Consider the following 16,939-nt stretch of genomic DNA (forward strand, 5'->3'; position numbering starts at 1 on the left):
CCCGGTCACTTACTTATGTAAGCTCCCGGGGATGAACTCACTTGCCGCCTTCCTGCAACGCGAATTATTTAGGGTAAATATTGTGTTAATGAACAAGATTTACTCGCCATTCTTAGTGCAGCAGATGTACTGGCTATGAATTATTTAGGGTAAAAGGCGTGATTTCCTTTAATTTAAGGACCGAATCTTCGGTCCTTTTTTATGGAGGCAATAATGGAACTTGCATTAGTCACAGGTGCCAGTCGAGGTATTGGTCGCGCGACAGCGTTAATGCTGGCGGCAAAAGGCTATCGGGTGGCGGTCAATTATCGTCAGCGTGAAGCGGAAGCGTTACGTGTGGTGGAAGAAATTCAGCAGCAGGGCGGCGACGCTTTTGCGGTACAAGCTGATATCGGCAATGAAGATCAGTTGATGGCGATGTTTGAACGGCTGGATGAACAAGACGCGCCGTTAACCGTGTTGGTTAACAATGCCGGTATTCTGTTCAAGCAGTGTCGCGTGGAACAACTCGATGCGGCACGTATTCAACAGGTGTTTGCTACCAATGTCACAGGCACCTTTCTCTGCTGTCGTGAAGCGGTAAAACGTATGGGAACCCATCATGGCGGAAAAGGAGGAGCCATCGTCAATGTCTCTTCTGCGGCATCACGGTTGGGGGCGCCGAATGAATATGTCGATTACGCAGCCTCAAAAGGCGCAATGGACACGCTAACAAAAGGGCTATCGCTGGAAGTTGCGCAGCAGGGCATTCGGGTAAACGCGGTTCGGCCAGGACTGATTTACACTGAAATGCATGCTGATGGGGGTGAACCGGGCCGAGTTGATCGGCTAGGCAGTGCACTTCCAATCGGGCGCGGCGGTCAGGCGGAAGAGATTGCTGAAGCGATAGTCTGGTTAGCCAGCGATGCCGCTTCCTACATCACCGGAAGCTTTATTGATGCTGCAGGCGGTCGCTAAGACAACAACGCCGCAGAGATAAGCTGCGGCGTTTTCGCTTTAAGCAATCGTTCTAATTTTCTGCGTTAAAGCACTTCACCGTTGCTGGTAATCACTTGTTGATACCAGTTAAAGCTTTTCTTCTTCGAGCGTGAAAAATCACCGCTGCCATCGTCGTTTTTATTCACGTGAATAAAGCCGTAACGCTTATCATACTGACCGGTGGTGAAAGAGACGCAATCCAGGCAGCCCCACGGCGTATAGCCCATTAAATCAACGCCGTCGTGCGTCACCGCTTTTTTCATCTCTTCGATGTGCGCGCGCAAATAGTCGATGCGGTAGTCATCTTCGATCACGCCTTGCGCGTTTGGTTTATCAATGGCGCCAAAGCCATTTTCCACGATAAACAGCGGCTTCTGATAGCGCTCGTAGAGTTCGTTTAACGCGTAACGCAAACCCACTGGATCAATCTGCCAGCCCCAATCGGACGCTTTAACGTGTGGGTTTTTCACCACGCCTTCAAAACCGGTAATCGGGTCATCAACGCCGCGGGCGTCGGTTTTCACCGCGTTGCTCATGTAATAGCTGAAGCCAACGTAGTCAGCACAGCCGTTACGCAGAGTTTCAGCATCGTCGGCTTCCATTTGAATCTCGTAGCCTTTGCGTGCCCACTCTTTCAGCGCATAGGCGGGATAATAACCGCGCATCTGCACATCGCTGAAGACATAACGTTGATGCATTGCTTCCTGCGCCATTACCACATCATCAGGATGACAGGAGAAAGGATAAACCGGCACCATCGCAATCATGCAGCCAATCTGGAAGTCTGGGTTGATGTCATGGCCTAACTTCACTACTTTCGCGCTGGCAACAAACTGGTGGTGCATCACTTGATACATCGCCTGTTCCGGCTTCTCATGGTCAGTAAAGATCACGCCTGAGCAGCAGTAACCAAACAGGGGATATTGCCAGTTACGCTGGTTATTGATCTCGTTGAAAGTCATCCAGTACTTCACTTTATTTTTGTATCGCTCTAATACCACTTCACTGAAGCGTACAAAAAAGTCGACCACTTTGCGGTTGTGCCAGCCGCCATACTCTTTCACCAAATGATAGGGCATTTCGAAGTGGGAAAGGGTAATCACCGGTTCGATGCCATATTTCAGCAGTTCGTCGAAAAGGTCATCATAAAATTGCAGGCCCGCTTCGTTGGGTTGCTGTTCATCGCCATTCGGGAAGATGCGGGTCCAGGCAATGGAGGTGCGGAAGCATTTGAAGCCCATTTCAGCAAACAGCGCGACGTCCTGTTTGTAGTGAGAATAAAAATCGACTGCCTGATGATTGGGGTAAAAATTGCCGGGCTGCACGCCGTCGGTGATCACGCGATTCACGCCGTGTGAGCCGCCGGTCAGTACGTCACAAATACTGACGCCTTTGCCATCCTGATCCCAGCCGCCTTCAACCTGATGTGCCGCGACCGCGCCGCCCCAAAGGAATCCTTTTGGTAACTGTAATGCTTCACTCATGTTTAGCCCTCAATATCAGACAGAGATAAAATAAATTGGCCTGAGTGTAGCAAAGCACTCTTTAAAGTCACGATATAACAACGTGTTAGAATGGTAATCTGTTACAGCTAAAAAACAGGATGTTTTATTTATTAAGCTGCCGACCAATCGCTTCCAGAATATAGATAACCGGCACTTGAGTGGTGATATCAAAATTATCTGCCATGCGAATAAGAGGCACGTGATAAGAGAGATTAAAGTCGCTGATTTTTGCCAGCGAACAGCTTTCATTATTGGTAATAGAGAGCGTTTTGCACTGATGCTGGCTGAACTGGCTGGCCAGTCGCAGGATCTCTTCCGTTTCGCCTGATACCGACAAAATAATCGCCACTGCATTTTCATTCAGACTTGGGCTAACCGGATAATAAGGATCGTCGATGGCGTGGCTGAATTTCCCGACGTTAGAGAAAAAACGCGCAGCATATTTAGCTAAGCTCCCGGAGGTTCCTACACCAATAAAAAATATATGCTCAGCCTGATTAATGATCTGCGCGGCCTGACTAATTAACTGCTCAAACTCTGCGTTATTAATACTTTTGAAAAAGCTCAGCATCTCATTCACGCCGGAGGTGTTCATCAGTGGCTGAGTTTTTTCATCTGCCAGACGCAGGCGAATGCGAAATTCTGACCAGCCGTCACAATGCATCTTGCGGCAAAAACGTAAAACAGTGGTGGTAGACACCTCGGCCTGTTCCGCCAGCTCGCGAATCGTCATATAGCTGACGCTTTCACGGTGTTTGATGATGAATTGGTAAACCTGAATTTCGAGGTCATTGAGACTGGCTAGATCGCGGTGCGAGAACATCAGAAAGTGCTCATTGTGCAGTGAACCGGCAGGCAGTTTATCAGATTCAGTCAGCGTGTGGATGGTTACAACGGTTCACAGATTAATTTTAGCGTACAAGTGTACACTGAAATCGTTCCCGGTTACTCTGGTGCGCAGATATTTGCAATCACTCTACCTGTCATACTTCCAGCTGCAGATGCGTTGGCTACGCTTGCTCGGCCCGGTCACTTACCCCAATAAGTTCTCGGGACTGGCTCCCTTGCCGACTGCCTGCAACGCGAATTAATGAGGGTATATACCTTTGAGGGCTCCCTTTTTTATGACCGAAAACCGCGTATTGCTACCGGGTTATTCATTGGCAGAGGAAATTGCCAACAGCATCAGTCATGGTTTGGGCTGCTTGTTCGGCATTGTAGGGCTGGTGTTACTGCTCAATCAGGCGATTGATATGGGCGCAGATGCCACCGCAATCACCAGCTACAGCTTGTATGGCGGCAGCATGATTTTGCTGTTTCTCGCCTCAACGCTTTATCACGCAATTCCCCATAAACGTGCCAAGCCTTGGCTAAAAAAGCTCGATCACTGCGCCATATACCTGCTGATTGCTGGAACCTACACGCCATTCCTGTTGGTGGGTTTGAAATCGCCGCTGGCGCATGGATTGATGGTCGTGATTTGGGGCCTGGCGCTGGCCGGCATTATTTTTAAACTGACCATCGCGCATCGCTTCAAGGTGCTGTCGCTAGTGACTTACATGAGTATGGGTTGGCTGTCGCTGGTTGTGATTTATCAACTGGCGATGAAACTCTCGTCCGGCGGGATTTGGCTACTGGCCGCAGGTGGCATTATTTATTCGCTGGGCGTGATTTTTTACGTGTCGCGCCGCATTCCTTATAACCACGCCATCTGGCACGGCTTTGTGTTGGGCGGCAGCGTGTGTCATTTCTGCGCAATCTACTTCTACGTAATGTAACTTTTTAGCCAACAAGAAAGGCGGGAGCCATTCCCGCCTCTTATCTGAGCATCAAACAGATCGATTAAAACCTAAAGCCCGTAAATGCGGATCAAAGCTTCGCGGCCAGCAGATCTTCCAGCTTCTGTTGATCCACTGCGAACTGACGGATCCCTTCTGCCAGCTTTTCTACCGCCATTGCATCCTGATTATGTTCCCAGCGAAAAGCCGCCTCTGTTAGCGGCGAAGGTGGATTCAGTACCGCAGTTGATGGCGTAAGTTTACGTTCAAGTGGCGCATCACTGGCTTCAAGTTCTTGCAGTAAATTAGGCGACAGCGTCAGGCGATCGCAGCCCGCCAGCGCCAGAATCTGTTCGATTTTACGGAAGCTGGCGCCCATGATAACCGTGTTGTAGCGATGGGATTTGTAATACTGATAAATGTTACGCACGGATACCACGCCAGGATCGTTTTCAGCGTCATAAATGCTTTGCGGCTCGCGGCTCTGATAGAAGTCGTAGATGCGGCCAACAAAAGGCGAAATCAGAAAAACGCCCGCTTCGGCGCAGGCGCGTGCCTGAGCAAAGGAAAACAGCAGCGTTAAATTACACTGAATACCGTTGCGTTCCAGCTCTTCGGCGGCGCGAATGCCTTCCCAGGTTGCGGCCAGTTTGATCAAAATTCGCGCGCGACTAATACCCTGATCTTCATACATGCGCACCAACTTTTCAGCCTTGGTCACGCACATGCCGCGATCAAAGGAGAGGCGAGCATCCACTTCCGTCGAGACGCGGCCCGGTACGCTTTTCAAAATTTCCAGTCCCAGATTCACCGCTACGCGATCGCTGGCATTGATAATTTGCGTTTGCTTGCTGCCGCCTTGGGTTTTGGCGTAATCAATTGCGTCGTCAATTAGGTGCTTATAGCCTTCAAGGCTGGCGGCTTTAAGGATCAACGACGGATTCGTGGTGGCATCCTGCGGATGATAATGCCGAATCGACTCGATATCGCCGCTGTCCGCGACCACGGTGGTGTACTGTTTTAACGCCTCTAGCTGGTTCATCATTTTACTCCGTAACGAGAGAACAGGGCGGCCACAGAAAGACGCGCGCACTTATCCCTGCGAAAGCGATGTCGCAATGGAATGAGCGAGAGCTGAAGACGCCTGAATCAGGCGAAACCGCAGGTAAATATCGGGTTTCGCCGGGTGAGAAAAGGGTGCTTATTTGCTCTGGCACGCCTGTTCGTAATACTCGATTTTTTCGACTTTAGCGGTTGAACCGCCACCTTCAAACTCTGACGCCATCCAGGCGTTGACGATATTTTTCGCCAGCTCTGAACCAATAACGCGCGCACCCATGGTCATGATCTGTGCATTGTTACTTTTACGTGCACGTTCAGCAGAGAAAGTGTCATGGCATTGCGCAGCACGCACGCCCGGCACTTTGTTCGCAACGATAGCCACGCCGATACCGGTTCCGCACAGCAGGATCCCACGATCGTGTTTGCCCTCTTTAACGGCATTAGCCAACGCAAAAGCGACATCCGGGTACATTGGGCGATCGTTTTGCGCATCGTTGCTGTAATCCAGCACGTCGTACTGCTTCTCTTCTAAATGACGTTTGATCAAATTCTTCAGTTCAATGGCCGCATCATCAGCGCCAATAGCGATTGTTTTCATCGTTTTCTCCAGCAGGTTACGCGGTTCAACCTGCATCAGATGCAGGCTAAAAGATGTTCATCACTAGCCTGCCACAAACTTGTTCATATGTTCAATATGCGTTCATTTGTTTTTGGCCGATTTTTCTGATCACCCCCTTTACTCCACGCCATGCTACGCCTGACCTGCGGCTGAAATGGTGACGTGAATCTGAAAATTGACCTATTTCAAATCATTTGAACGGGTTCACAGTTTTGGGAAGTGCGCTTGAGTGATGAGCAATTATACGTGTAGTGTTCATTTGTTCGCGCAGTGTTACCAATGTACAAGAAGACCCATCGAGGACTCGAACATGCGTTACCCAAACCCTACTCAATGCACCTGCATCGACAATGCGTACTGCGTATTGCCAACACCAACTTTCTCTTATCGCGCCCGTATCGGAGGTGCGTCATGACCCAGACAACCATGACGGCGATTGAACAATCCGCCATTCGTAAAATCTCCTGGCGACTGGTTCCGTTTGTCGCCTTGATGTTCTTTATTAACTTCCTGGACCGTACCGCAATCTCCTTCGCCGGCCCGAACGGCATGACCCAGGATCTCGGCCTGACTGCGGTGCAGTTTGGTTTGGCTTCAGGCGTGTTCTTTATTGGCTACATCCTGTTAGAAGTGCCGAGTAATTTGGCGCTACATCGCTTTGGCGCACGCCGCTGGCTGGCGCGCATTATGATCAGCTGGGGTATCGTCTCGCTGCTGTTTACCTGGGTGAGCAGTGTACAAGGGTTGTACGGCCTGCGTTTGCTGCTGGGTATTGCTGAAGCGGGCTTCTTCCCGGGTGCGATTCTTTACCTGAGCATGTGGGTTCCGGCACGCCATCGCAGCAAAATTCTGTCGCTGTTCTATCTCGCCCAACCGTTGACCGTGGTGTTCGGTGCGCCGCTGGCGGCAGCCTTTATTGAGCAACATGGTTTGTTTGGACTGGAAGGCTGGCGTGTGATGTTCCTGGGCGTCTCCATCCCGGCCATTCTGATTGGTTTCGTGGCGCTGTTCTGGCTAGTGGATTCACCGCGTCAGGCGAAATGGTTGACCAGTGAAGAGAAAACCTGGCTGACCAAAGAATTGGAAGCGGAAAACAACGCGAAACAGCAGAAAAGTCATCAGAGTGTGCGCACGGTGATGGGCAACGGTCGCGTATGGATGCTGTGCCTGATCTACTTCGGCTTCATTTACGGTTTGTATGCGCTGGCGTTCTTCTTGCCAACCATCATCGGCGGCTTCCAGCAGCAGTTCGGCACCACTTTTAACGTGATGCAAAAAGGAATGATTACTGGCGTGCCTTATCTGGTTGCTGCGGTGGTGATGTTCTTCTGGTCACGAGATGCTTCGCGTCGTGGTTGCAAAACCTGGCACATCGCTATCCCGGCGTTAACCGGCGCAATTAGCGTGCCGCTGGCGCTTTATATGGATTCACCGTTCACCACCATTTTGGTGATTGCGATTACCGCCAGCTCGATTTTCGCTGCCTTACCTAACTTCTGGACTTTGCCGACGCAGTTTCTGACCGGCGCCTCTGCCGCCGCGGCGATTGCCTTGATTAACACGCTGGGCAACGTGGCGGGATTCTCGGCAGGTTACATCACCGGTGCGCTACACGATGCGACCAACAGTTACACCATCCCGATGTTTGTGGTGGGTGGATTCATGCTGCTGTCAGCCGTGCTGATGCTGTTGTTGAACCGCCGCCGCCAGATTCAGCCGACCCCTTTAGCCAGGAGCACGAACAATGACCTACCTGTTTAACCAACCTTCAGCCTTTGCCTCCGAACTTATCGAAGGATTTGTCGCCGCGAATGCAGACAAAGTGCGGCAGGTACCTGGCGGCGTCGTACGCAGTACACGCAGCCAGGCGGGCAGCGTCGCGGTGATTGTCGGTGGTGGTTCAGGTCATTATCCCGCCTTCGCCGGATTAGTCGGACAAGGTCTGGCGCACGGTGCGGCGATGGGCAATCTGTTTGCCTCGCCTTCCGCGCAGCAAATCTACAACGTGGCGCGCGCCGCAGATAACGGTGGCGGCGTGCTGCTGATGTTTGGTAACTATGCGGGCGATGTGCTGCATTTTGGTCAGGCTTGCGAGCGTCTACGCAGCGAAGGCATTCCCTGCGAAGTGCTGGCGGTAACTGATGATATCTCCAGCGCCAGCGTTGATGAAATTGAAAAACGTCGTGGCGTAGCGGGCGATCTCACCGTGTTTAAAGTGGCCTGCGCCGCCGCGGAAGCGGGCTACGATTTAGCCCGCGTGCTCAACGTTTCACGCCACGCCAATGACCGCACGCGTTCTTTTGGCGTCGCGTTTTCAGGCTGTACCTTACCTGGCGCGTCTCATCCACTGTTTGAAGTGGAAAAAGGGCGCATGGCGTTAGGGCTGGGCATTCACGGCGAGCCGGGCATCAAAGAAACCGACGTGCCGACCGCCGACGAGCTGGCTGAGATTTTCGTTGATCGCTTGCTGAGCGAGCTGCCGCAAGGCATCAATACGGTAGAAGGTCAGCGGGTCGCGGTGATCCTCAATGGGCTAGGTACGGTGAAATACGAAGAGCTGTTTGTGGTTTACCGTCGCGTCGCGCAGTTGCTGGATGCCGCGAAGTTACACGTCGTTGAGCCTGATGTCGGCGAGTTCGTTACCAGTTTCAATATGGCAGGCGCATCATTAACTCTGATGTGGCTTGACCAGGAGCTGGAAACCTTCTGGTGCGCACCCGCTAATGCTCCAGCCTATCGCAAAGGCAGCGTGATCGTTGCTGAAGCGCTAAGTCCAGCGGAATGTGTAGAGCAGACAGAGGAAACGTTACCGCAGGCAAGCGCAGAATCGCAGGAGAGCGCACAGCGCGTGCTGCAACTGCTGGAAGCCGTGGCGCAGATGCTGCAAGCCAACGCCGAGAAACTGGGTGATATTGATGCAGTGGCTGGCGATGGCGATCACGGTATTGGTATGGAGCGCGGCGTATTAGGCGCGGTAGAAAAAGCCCGTGAAGTGGCGGCGCGTGGCGCAGGCGCGGGAACGCTGCTGTGTCGTGCGGCCGATGCCTGGGCAGATAAAGCGGGCGGCACCTCGGGAGCATTATGGGGTGTTGCGCTGACCGCGCTGGGCACGGCGTTGGGCGATCAACATCAGCCTGATGCGCAGCGTGTTGCCAGCGGGGTACGTCACGCGCAAGAAGGCATTATGCACTTTGGTAAAGCCAAAGTGGGCGACAAAACCATGGTCGATGTGCTGGTGCCGTTTGCCGACAGCCTGAACGACGCTGTGGCGCAAGGCGCTTCATTAACTGATGCCTGGTTAACAGCGGCGCAGGTGGCGGATAACGCCGCACAAGCGACCGCCCAGTTATTGCCAAAGATGGGCCGTGCCCGTCCGCTGGCAGAAAAAAGTTTAGGAACACCCGATGCTGGCGCCATTTCGCTAGCGATGATCGTCAACACCGTGGGAAACCTGCTCAACGATAACGCGACCGCAGATCAAGGAGTTTAAGCATGTCTCAACCTGCCATCTGGCTGGGCGTCAGCCTGAAAATGTACTTCAGCTATCAGCAAACGCTGACATGGTGCCGTGACGTCGCCGAGCTGGCGCGTCGTCATCCAGCCATCCAGCAAGGTGAGGTTGGGCTGTTTGTGTTACCGGCTTATCCGGCTATTCCGGCGGTTGCCGAGATTTTTGCCGATACGCCTGTTCGCTTTGGCGGCCAGGATGTCTGCCAGGCAGAAAATGGCGCCTGGACCGGTGAAGTCAGCGCCAGCATGTTGCAGGAGTTGAGCTGTTCGCTGGCTGAGATTGGTCATGCTGAGCGCCGTCGTCATTTCCATGAAGACAAAACACAGATCGCGGCCAAAGTGGCGATGTCTTTACGCCACGGTTTAACGCCGGTGTTGTGCATCGGTGAAGAGCAAGAAGGCGAACCGGCGCAGGCGATTGCGCTGTGCCAACAGCAGCTTGCTGAGGCCCTGGCCAATGCCGGGCAGCAAGGTTTGCAGGGCAGCGTGTTCTTCGCTTACGAACCGCAATGGGCGATTGGCGCTCCGCAACCCGCGCCGGACAGCTACATTCGCGCGGTGTGTGCCGGTTTGCGTGACCTGCAAACACCCGATGGCATCGATTTGCAGGTGATTTACGGCGGCAGCGCCGGCCCCGGCCTGATTCAGCGCCTGGCGGGTGATGTCGATGGACTGTTTCTCGGGCGTTTCGCCCACGATCCCAAAGCGCTGGCGCAAATCGTTGATGAAGCCAGCGCGCTGCTTAAGGAGATCCGTTAATGAGCCGTATCGGACTCAGCACGTATGCTTTTTTCTGGCGCATGTCATCGCAAGTGCCGGAGCCGTTAACGTTGGCGCAGATGCTGGAGCAAACGGCCGCGCTTGATGTTTCTGTGTTTCAAATTTGTGATTATCCGGCGATCGAGAGTTGGCCCGATGCACAGCTACAGGCGTTGCGTCAGCAGGCCGATGCGCTGGGCATCACACTGGAACTGGGCACTCGCGGTCTGGGTACGGCCCATCTGCAACGTTATCTGCATATGGCCAATATTCTGGATGCCCACGTTGTTCGCTCCATGTTCTATACCGCCAGCCATCGTCCGTCATTGGAAGAGGCCGCGCAGTTGATCGGCGTCATTCTGCCGGACTATGAGCGCCAGCAGGTGATGCTGTGTTTGGAAACTTACGAGCAGGTCAAGACCGCCGACATGATGTCGGTGATCAATCAATTTCCGTCACCTTGGCTTGGCGTTTGCCTTGATCCCGCCAACTGCGTCGCTGGGTTGGAGCTACCGGAACAGGTTATCGCCAACACCGCTGCACGCGTCGGTAATCTGCACATCAAAGATTTTGCATTTTCCCGTCGTGACGGTTGGGTGGGATTCACCTACGCCGGTTGTCTGATGGGGGACGGCTTACTCGACTATGACCGGATGATTGCCAGCGTGCGCCCGGCAGAAAAAGGCATCAATCAAATCGTCGAACACTGGCTACCGTGGCAGGAAGATGCAGCGATCACCTGTCAGCGTGAAGCCGAGTGGACACTTCGCACCGTGGAATTCTTACGTAGTAAACAAGCTCAGGAGTCATAATAATGAACCAATTAAAAACCATCACCGTGATTGGCGCAGGCGGCAAAATGGGCATGCGCATTTCTGCCAACTTCCAGAAAAGTGATTACCAGGTCTTTTATTGCGAGAACTCACCCAAGGCGCAGGAGCAAGTTACCGCGCAGGGCCGTGAGCTTTCCGATGCAGCTTCCGTTGTCCCCTTGAGTGATGTTGTGATTCTGGCGGTGCCGGATATTGTCTTGGGTAAAGTGTCGGAAGGCGTTGTACCGCAGATGAAGAAAGATGCGGTGCTGTTAACCCTTGATCCCGCAGCGGCCTATGCCAACCTGATTGCACACCGCGATGACATTGATTACGCCGTGGCGCATCCCTGTCATCCCTCCGTGTTCCTGGAGCGTTATACCAAAGAGGAGCACGCCGACGCCTTTGGTGGCATTGCGGCTATTCAGCACGTTGCGGCCTCTTATGAAGCAGGCAGCGACGAGCAGAAAGCGGAACTGAGCAACGTCATCAGCGTGATGTATGGCCCGGTTGAGCAGGTACATTGGGTTACCGTTACCCAATTGGCTTACCTTGAGCCTACGCTGGTTGAAACCGTGGCCTGCATGGTGGGTGCCTTCATGAAAGAAGCGCTGGATGAAACCGTTAAGCACAGCGGCGTGCCGGAAGAAGCAGCTAAAGCGATGCTGTATGGCCATATTCAGATTGCCTTGGCTGTTGCATTCCGCGCTACCAACCCGTTCTCCGATGCCTGCATGATCGCCATGGAATATGGACGCGAGAAAATCGTTAAGCCAGACTGGAAACAGATCTTCGATCAGAAAGAACTCGATATCGTGATTGCCCGCATGCTGAAAATCGATGCTATTCGTCGCTAATCTGTGAAGTTGTCGCGGCTCATATTGCCTATGCCTGGCGATTTGAGCCGCATCAGTGATATAAATCCCCTCCTGAAACGCCTGTGCTTAGTCAGGTAACTCACTGCGAGACAGATAACGCATGGAAAAACACACGCTTTCTCAGGATTCAGAACTGCTGACGGAAATCGCGGTCGCCTATTATCAGGACGAAACTACCCAGGAAGAGATAGCGCGTAAGTTTGGCATTTCACGCATCAAAGTCGGAAGATTGCTGAAACGCGCCCGGGAAGAGGGCATTGTTGAAATTAATGTGCGTTACCATCCGGTGTTCAGTACCCGCCTCGAGCAACAACTTCTTGATCGTTTTCCCCAGTTACAACGTGCGCTGATTGCGCTGGATTTACAGGACAGCGATGAGCAACGTCGCCAACTGGCTGCGCTGGTATCGACCCATCTTGAGCAATCATTGAAAGAAAATTCAGTGGTTGCGGTAGGTCAAGGGCGCAACGTGGCGGCGATTGCCGATCATCCTGGCCAGGTGCCAACGCGTAATTGCCACTTTATCAGCGGTATTGGCGGTACACATCGGCCCGGCGATGCGATCAATGCCGACCATATCAGCCGTCGATTGGCGAAAAAATTTGGTGGTATTAGCGAAACGCTGTATGCCCCGGCGTACGTGGAAAATCGTGCGTTGAAAGAAGCTTTTATGCAGAACGGCACCATTAAAGAGACGCTGGATCGCGCGCGTAAAGCGGATATCGCGCTGGTCGGTATCGGTGACATGAATGAAAACAGTTATATGGTCAAATTGGGCTGGTTTAGTCCGCACGAAATCATTGATGCCAGCCTGAACCAGGGCGTGACCGGTGATATCGCGGGCTACGACTTTTTCAATTCGCAGGGTCAGCACGTTGACACGGTGATGAATGACCGGGTTATTGGCTTGAGCATTGATGAGTTACGCAAGATCCCCTGCGTGATTGCAATTGCTTCAGAGAACACCAAAGCCTTGGCGATTCTTGGTGCTTTGCGTACGGGTGCGATCGATATTATTGCCACTACCGCGCAGAATATCCGCACCATTTTGAATATGACGCAGTAGTCCTCTGCGCGTTGTCCCCCATCCCGGCCTTCCCCCATGAATGGGGGAAGGAGACGCTGCAACATGCAGCTTCACTACTCGCATGTGGCAGCATCTTCCTCCCCCACATGTGGGGGGGGAGTGAGGTGGGGGACAAACGACGCCTGTCTTTATTGGGTTGTGCTGGCTGTCCCCCATCCCGGCCTTCCCCCATGAATAGGGGAAGGGGACGCTGCAACATACAGCTTCGATGCTTACATCTGGCAGCATCTTCCTCCCCCACATGTGGGGGAGGACAGAGGTGGGGGACAAACGACGCCTGACTTTATTAGGTTGTGCTGGCTGTCCCCCATCCCGGCCTTCCCCCATGAATGGGGGAAGGAGATGCTGCCACATGCAGCTTCACTACTCGCATCTGGCAGCATCTTCCTCCCCCACATGTGGGGGAGGACAGAGGTGGGGGACAAGCGACGACTGACTTTATTGGGTTGTGCTGGCTGTTTTCCATCCCGACCTTCCCGCATAAATAGGGGAAGGAGACGCTGCCACATGCGGCTTGATTCGCAACCAGGCAGCGTTAACCCTCGGCTAATGAATAAGGCAGCGGCTGAATAGTCAGCTTGCCACCTTCATCACCTTCAACCCGCAACACGCTGTCTGGCTCAAGATCGTTGTTCATCACCACCTGCACCCAACATTCGCCATCATCCAACTGCACAGCGCTAAGCACGGTGCCGGTACGGCGCCAGCGCTCGCCCATTTGCAGTTCCAGTGAATCACTCGCCGCCGGGATATGGCTTGCCTGGCCTGCCAGCCAGTAAAGTGCACGCTTGTTAGCGCCGCGATATTTGGCGCGCGCCACCATTTCCTGCCCGGTGTAACAGCCTTTCTTAAAGCTGATGGCATCCAGCGCTTGCAGATTAGTCGCCTGCGGAATTAATTGCGCACTGGTTACGGCGTCAATCACCGGAATACCGGCTTCAATATCCAGCGCCAGCCATTGGGTGCTGTCATTTAACTGCGCATCATCTGCCAGTTTCTGTTTCAGCACTTCGGCCTGTTCCAGCGAAGTCACTACTAAGAAACGCTCCGCCGGATGCGCAAACCACAGCAGCGTGGTTTCGCCCTGCTGTACCACCGGCGTTTCACTGTCTGGCAGCGTGTCAAACAGATTGGCTAAGGCGGCGCGCGCCTGAAAACCCGCGACGCCCAGCAGCACGGCGTCATCATCAGCGGTTAGCGTCACTTTGGAGAACACCGCGTACTTTTTCAGCTCTGGCAACTGGGTGTCGCGCAACTCGCGTCGAACCAGATAAGCGTAACCTTCGCCGCGATGAAACAGACGCAGGTTGCTCCACATTTTGCCCTTGGCATCGCAGTGCGCCGCCAACGAGTGATGCGCGGCGTCCAGTCCAGCGACATCCAGCGTTAGCTGACCTTGTAGATAACTGGTGCTGTCAGCGCCATAAACAGAAACCAATGCCCAAGCCTCGAGCGAAATCAGCGTTAAAGGCAGACGTGACGACGCGGCAGGTTGGCGCGGCGGTAAGGTATAAGTAGGCATGGGGATATCCTGAGTTGAAAGGTTCATCCGAAACGGTGTTTATCACTGTAATGTCTTCAATGTTAAAAGAGCCGGGAGGCATTGCAACCTGTTTACCGAAAACGCCGCACAAATCGCGTGATAACCCTGAAAATCATAGTCATAAATTGCGGCCTGCTGCACAGCACTGTGTGGAGCGCCTGCAGCCCAACGGAATCCAGGTTACACTAGCCGTCATTGTTTGAACTGTGGAAATTGACGCATGGATATTCATGAAAAATCGCGCATTCACTGGGCTTGCCGTCGTGGCATGCTGGAGTTGGATATCGCTATTATGCCGTTCTTCAAGTACGAATTTGACTCGCTGTCGGACATCGACAAGCAGGTCTTTATCGCGTTATTAAAAAGTGACGATCCCGATCTGTTTAACTGGATGATGAATCACGGTGAACCCAGCGATCCTGAACTGAAGCGGATGGTAAATCTTATCCAGCAGCGTAATCGTGAACGTGGCCCAGTGGCAATGTAAGCTGCACCCTTCGCGCCGCGCACGCCATATTCAGTGGGTGCTGTTAAGCGGCGCGATGATATTTGTTGCGCTTATGCCTGCGGCTGAAAACGGGGTGCTCTTCAAGATGGCGTTGTTAGCATTAATGCTTTGGGAAGGGTGGCGCAATGATCGTCGCTTACGTCAAAGAGAGGGCTGGCTGCAACGGGAAAGCGCGCATTGCTGGTGCTGGCAAGGCATCCGCTGGCAGCTGCAACAGCCGCTGCGCTGGTTACCCAACGCGGTGCTGCTGGTGGGAAAGAGTGAGCAGGGAAAACAGCTGCGGATGTGGCTGATGCAAGACAACATGCAGCCCGCTGAATGGCGCGTCTTACGCGCCTGCTGTCTCAGCGAACCGGCTGCAACGGCTCCGTTAAAATAGCTCGGCAGTTTCGGTTAACACCTGCTCGCACCACTGTTCGACTCGCTCGTCGGTCACTTCAAACTGATTCACATCGTCGAGCGCCAAACCCACGAACTGTTTACCGTCAGCCGTAAGCGGTTTCGGGCTGGTAAATTCATAACCCTCTAGCGGCCAATAACCCACGAAGCGCACGCCCATTGGCTGCAATAAATCATGCAACATGCCTAGCGCATCAAGAAACCATTCGCTGTAGCCAATCTGATCGCCCATGCCGTACAGCGCGACAATTTTGTTTTGCAGGTTAAGCCCGGGTAATTGCGGCCAAATCGCTTCCCAGTCTTCCTGCAACTCGCCGAAATCCCAGGTCGGAATGCCCAGAATAAGCAGATCATACTGCTCCATTAGGCTGGGATCGTCGTCCCTTACGTTGTGCAGCGTGACCAACTCTTCACCAATAAAATCACGCATTTTCTCCGCTACGATTTCGGTGTAACAGGTACTGGAACCGTAAAAAAGACCGATCTTCATGCAGTTAATGCTCTGTTTAGGCTGACTTTGGCGCAATTGTATCAGAAGTGGATTTGAATCAGGCATAATGAGCACGATTTCACATCGAATGGCGGGGATAACGTGCAAGACAGCGAACTGACAGAACAGTTTCTTGATGCGCTCTGGATAGAGCGTAATCTGGCGCAAAATACCTTGTCATCTTACCGTCAGGATTTGCAAACGCTGACCAGCTGGCTTGGGCATCATAAGCTCACGCTGCTCAACGTCAGCGCACTCGATCTCCAGCAGTTTCTCTCTGAGCGCGTTGAAGGCGGCTACAAAGCCACCAGTTCAGCACGTCTGCTGAGCTGCATGCGGCGCATGTTTCAATATCTCTATCGTGAGAAGCTGCGTACGGATGATCCCAGCGCCATGCTTTCTGCGCCCAAATTACCGCAGCGGCTGCCAAAAGATCTCAGTGAAGCGCAGATTGAACGCCTGTTACAGGCACCCAACATTGATGTGCCGCTGGAACTGCGCGACAAAGCGATGCTGGAGCTGCTTTACGCCACCGGCCTGCGCGTTACCGAACTGGTTGGCTTGACCATGAGCGATATCAGCCTGCGTCAGGGCGTGGTACGCGTGATCGGTAAAGGGAATAAAGAGCGACTTGTGCCTTTAGGTGAAGAAGCGGTTTACTGGATCGAGCACTATCTGGATCACGGTCGGCCTTGGCTACTGAATGGGCAGACGCTGGATGTGATGTTTCCTAGCAATCGTGCGCAGCAAATGACGCGGCAAACCTTCTGGCATCGCATTAAGCACTATGCCACGCTAGCGGGCATTGACAGCGAAAAGCTGTCGCCACACGTGCTGCGCCATGCATTTGCGACCCATTTGCTGAACCACGGGGCCGATTTGCGTGTCGTACAAATGTTGCTGGGTCACAGCGATCTCTCGACCACTCAAATTTATACGCATGTCGCGACTGAGCGCCTGCGTCTGTTACACCAACAACATCATCCGCGTGCATAACCGGCGGAAATAAGG

Annotated in this window: 17 protein-coding genes; 11 read left to right on the forward strand and 6 right to left on the reverse strand. The window is 53.2% G+C overall.

The window, feature by feature from the left end:
- Positions 1-213: 213 nt before the first annotated feature.
- Positions 214-957, forward strand: coding sequence for an SDR family oxidoreductase (locus tag SC127_RS01900; protein WP_243079028.1), 744 nt, complete (start codon positions 214-216; stop codon positions 955-957).
- Between the two features lie 65 nt (positions 958-1,022).
- Here SC127_RS01900 and SC127_RS01905 read toward each other — a convergent pair whose 3' ends face one another.
- Positions 1,023-2,462 carry a 6-phospho-beta-glucosidase gene (locus tag SC127_RS01905; RefSeq protein WP_215845686.1) on the reverse strand — a complete coding sequence of 480 codons (1,440 nt, stop codon included), beginning with the start codon at positions 2,460-2,462 and terminating at the stop codon, positions 1,023-1,025.
- A 124-nt stretch (positions 2,463-2,586) separates the two neighbouring features.
- Complete coding sequence (locus SC127_RS01910) at positions 2,587-3,306, reverse strand: MurR/RpiR family transcriptional regulator (protein WP_332624951.1); 720 nt, start codon at positions 3,304-3,306, stop codon at positions 2,587-2,589.
- Between the two features lie 301 nt (positions 3,307-3,607).
- Between SC127_RS01910 and trhA the strand changes: the two genes are divergently transcribed.
- Positions 3,608-4,261, forward strand: a complete 654-nt coding sequence (gene trhA, locus SC127_RS01915; RefSeq protein ID WP_215845688.1) for a PAQR family membrane homeostasis protein TrhA — start codon at positions 3,608-3,610, stop codon at positions 4,259-4,261.
- Between the two features lie 91 nt (positions 4,262-4,352).
- Here trhA and tal read toward each other — a convergent pair whose 3' ends face one another.
- Together tal and rpiB are read right to left on the reverse strand one after the other, a co-directional pair.
- Positions 4,353-5,303 carry a transaldolase gene (gene tal, locus SC127_RS01920; protein ID WP_215848223.1) on the reverse strand — a complete coding sequence of 317 codons (951 nt, stop codon included), beginning with the start codon at positions 5,301-5,303 and terminating at the stop codon, positions 4,353-4,355.
- 159 nt (positions 5,304-5,462) lie between these two features.
- Positions 5,463-5,921: a ribose 5-phosphate isomerase B gene (rpiB, locus tag SC127_RS01925; protein ID WP_215845689.1), complete on the reverse strand. Its 459-nt coding sequence runs from the start codon at positions 5,919-5,921 to the stop codon at positions 5,463-5,465.
- A 432-nt stretch (positions 5,922-6,353) separates the two neighbouring features.
- Here rpiB and SC127_RS01930 point away from each other — a divergent pair, with 432 nt between their 5' ends.
- The 6 genes from SC127_RS01930 (at position 6,354) to SC127_RS01955 (ending at position 12,967) form a co-directional block, all read left to right on the forward strand.
- Complete coding sequence (locus SC127_RS01930) at positions 6,354-7,703, forward strand: MFS transporter (protein WP_243079030.1); 1,350 nt, start codon at positions 6,354-6,356, stop codon at positions 7,701-7,703.
- Positions 7,687-9,432 (forward strand): dihydroxyacetone kinase family protein, encoded by a 1,746-nt coding sequence (locus SC127_RS01935; RefSeq protein ID WP_243079031.1) that lies wholly within the window; start codon positions 7,687-7,689, stop codon positions 9,430-9,432. The genes SC127_RS01930 and SC127_RS01935 overlap by 17 nt, the downstream gene beginning before the upstream one ends.
- Before the next feature lie 2 nt (positions 9,433-9,434).
- On the forward strand, positions 9,435-10,211 hold the full coding sequence (locus SC127_RS01940) for a triose-phosphate isomerase family protein (RefSeq protein ID WP_332624952.1): 777 nt from the start codon (positions 9,435-9,437) through the stop codon (positions 10,209-10,211).
- Entirely contained in the window at positions 10,211-11,023 is an 813-nt protein-coding gene (locus SC127_RS01945; RefSeq protein ID WP_243079033.1) for a sugar phosphate isomerase/epimerase family protein, read from the forward strand. Before SC127_RS01940 ends, SC127_RS01945 begins: the two co-directional genes overlap by 1 nt.
- Positions 11,023-11,880, forward strand: coding sequence for a phosphogluconate dehydrogenase C-terminal domain-containing protein (locus SC127_RS01950; protein WP_243079101.1), 858 nt, complete (start codon positions 11,023-11,025; stop codon positions 11,878-11,880). The genes SC127_RS01945 and SC127_RS01950 overlap by 1 nt, the downstream gene beginning before the upstream one ends.
- 121 nt (positions 11,881-12,001) lie before the next feature.
- Entirely contained in the window at positions 12,002-12,967 is a 966-nt protein-coding gene (locus SC127_RS01955; RefSeq protein WP_243079034.1) for a sugar-binding transcriptional regulator, read from the forward strand.
- A 556-nt stretch (positions 12,968-13,523) separates the two neighbouring features.
- Here SC127_RS01955 and ygfZ read toward each other — a convergent pair.
- The gene (ygfZ, locus tag SC127_RS01960) at positions 13,524-14,510 is read right to left on the reverse strand and encodes a tRNA-modifying protein YgfZ (RefSeq protein ID WP_332624953.1); all 987 of its coding nucleotides are present in this window, start codon (positions 14,508-14,510) and stop codon (positions 13,524-13,526) included.
- A gap of 241 nt (positions 14,511-14,751) precedes the next feature.
- On the opposite strand from ygfZ, the gene sdhE reads away from it, so the two are divergent.
- Complete coding sequence (sdhE, locus tag SC127_RS01965) at positions 14,752-15,018, forward strand: FAD assembly factor SdhE (protein ID WP_215845694.1); 267 nt, start codon at positions 14,752-14,754, stop codon at positions 15,016-15,018.
- Positions 14,993-15,418 carry a protein YgfX gene (locus SC127_RS01970; RefSeq protein ID WP_215845695.1) on the forward strand — a complete coding sequence of 142 codons (426 nt, stop codon included), beginning with the start codon at positions 14,993-14,995 and terminating at the stop codon, positions 15,416-15,418. Before sdhE ends, SC127_RS01970 begins: the two co-directional genes overlap by 26 nt.
- Here the strand turns inward: SC127_RS01970 and fldB are convergent.
- Positions 15,410-15,928, reverse strand: a complete 519-nt coding sequence (gene fldB, locus SC127_RS01975; protein WP_215845696.1) for a flavodoxin FldB — start codon at positions 15,926-15,928, stop codon at positions 15,410-15,412. The genes SC127_RS01970 and fldB overlap by 9 nt on opposite strands.
- A gap of 102 nt (positions 15,929-16,030) precedes the next feature.
- Between fldB and xerD the strand changes: the two genes are divergently transcribed.
- Positions 16,031-16,924, forward strand: a complete 894-nt coding sequence (xerD, locus tag SC127_RS01980) for a site-specific tyrosine recombinase XerD (protein ID WP_243079036.1) — start codon at positions 16,031-16,033, stop codon at positions 16,922-16,924.
- The last annotated feature ends 15 nt before the right edge of the window (positions 16,925-16,939 follow it).

Origin of the sequence: Pantoea sp. T14 (genome assembly GCF_036663535.1) — a bacterium.
Classification (GTDB): Bacteria; Pseudomonadota; Gammaproteobacteria; order Enterobacterales; family Enterobacteriaceae; genus Pantoea; species Pantoea phytostimulans.

What these genes read in the sequence shown, in the direction of transcription:
- fldB (WP_215845696.1), bottom strand. Translation starts at nt 15,928, where the DNA reads ATGAAGATCGGTCTTTTTTACGGTTCCAGTACCTGTTACACCGAAATC.
- tal (WP_215848223.1), bottom strand. Translation starts at nt 5,303, where the DNA reads ATGAACCAGCTAGAGGCGTTAAAACAGTACACCACCGTGGTCGCGGAC.
- SC127_RS01905 (WP_215845686.1), bottom strand. Translation starts at nt 2,462, where the DNA reads ATGAGTGAAGCATTACAGTTACCAAAAGGATTCCTTTGGGGCGGCGCG.
- SC127_RS01930 (WP_243079030.1), top strand. Translation starts at nt 6,354, where the DNA reads ATGACCCAGACAACCATGACGGCGATTGAACAATCCGCCATTCGTAAA.
- SC127_RS01900 (WP_243079028.1), top strand. Translation starts at nt 214, where the DNA reads ATGGAACTTGCATTAGTCACAGGTGCCAGTCGAGGTATTGGTCGCGCG.
- ygfZ (WP_332624953.1), bottom strand. Translation starts at nt 14,510, where the DNA reads ATGCCTACTTATACCTTACCGCCGCGCCAACCTGCCGCGTCGTCACGT.
- sdhE (WP_215845694.1), top strand. Translation starts at nt 14,752, where the DNA reads ATGGATATTCATGAAAAATCGCGCATTCACTGGGCTTGCCGTCGTGGC.
- trhA (WP_215845688.1), top strand. Translation starts at nt 3,608, where the DNA reads ATGACCGAAAACCGCGTATTGCTACCGGGTTATTCATTGGCAGAGGAA.
- SC127_RS01935 (WP_243079031.1), top strand. Translation starts at nt 7,687, where the DNA reads ATGACCTACCTGTTTAACCAACCTTCAGCCTTTGCCTCCGAACTTATC.
- SC127_RS01910 (WP_332624951.1), bottom strand. Translation starts at nt 3,306, where the DNA reads ATGTTCTCGCACCGCGATCTAGCCAGTCTCAATGACCTCGAAATTCAG.
- rpiB (WP_215845689.1), bottom strand. Translation starts at nt 5,921, where the DNA reads ATGAAAACAATCGCTATTGGCGCTGATGATGCGGCCATTGAACTGAAG.
- SC127_RS01940 (WP_332624952.1), top strand. Translation starts at nt 9,435, where the DNA reads ATGTCTCAACCTGCCATCTGGCTGGGCGTCAGCCTGAAAATGTACTTC.
- SC127_RS01945 (WP_243079033.1), top strand. Translation starts at nt 10,211, where the DNA reads ATGAGCCGTATCGGACTCAGCACGTATGCTTTTTTCTGGCGCATGTCA.
- SC127_RS01955 (WP_243079034.1), top strand. Translation starts at nt 12,002, where the DNA reads ATGGAAAAACACACGCTTTCTCAGGATTCAGAACTGCTGACGGAAATC.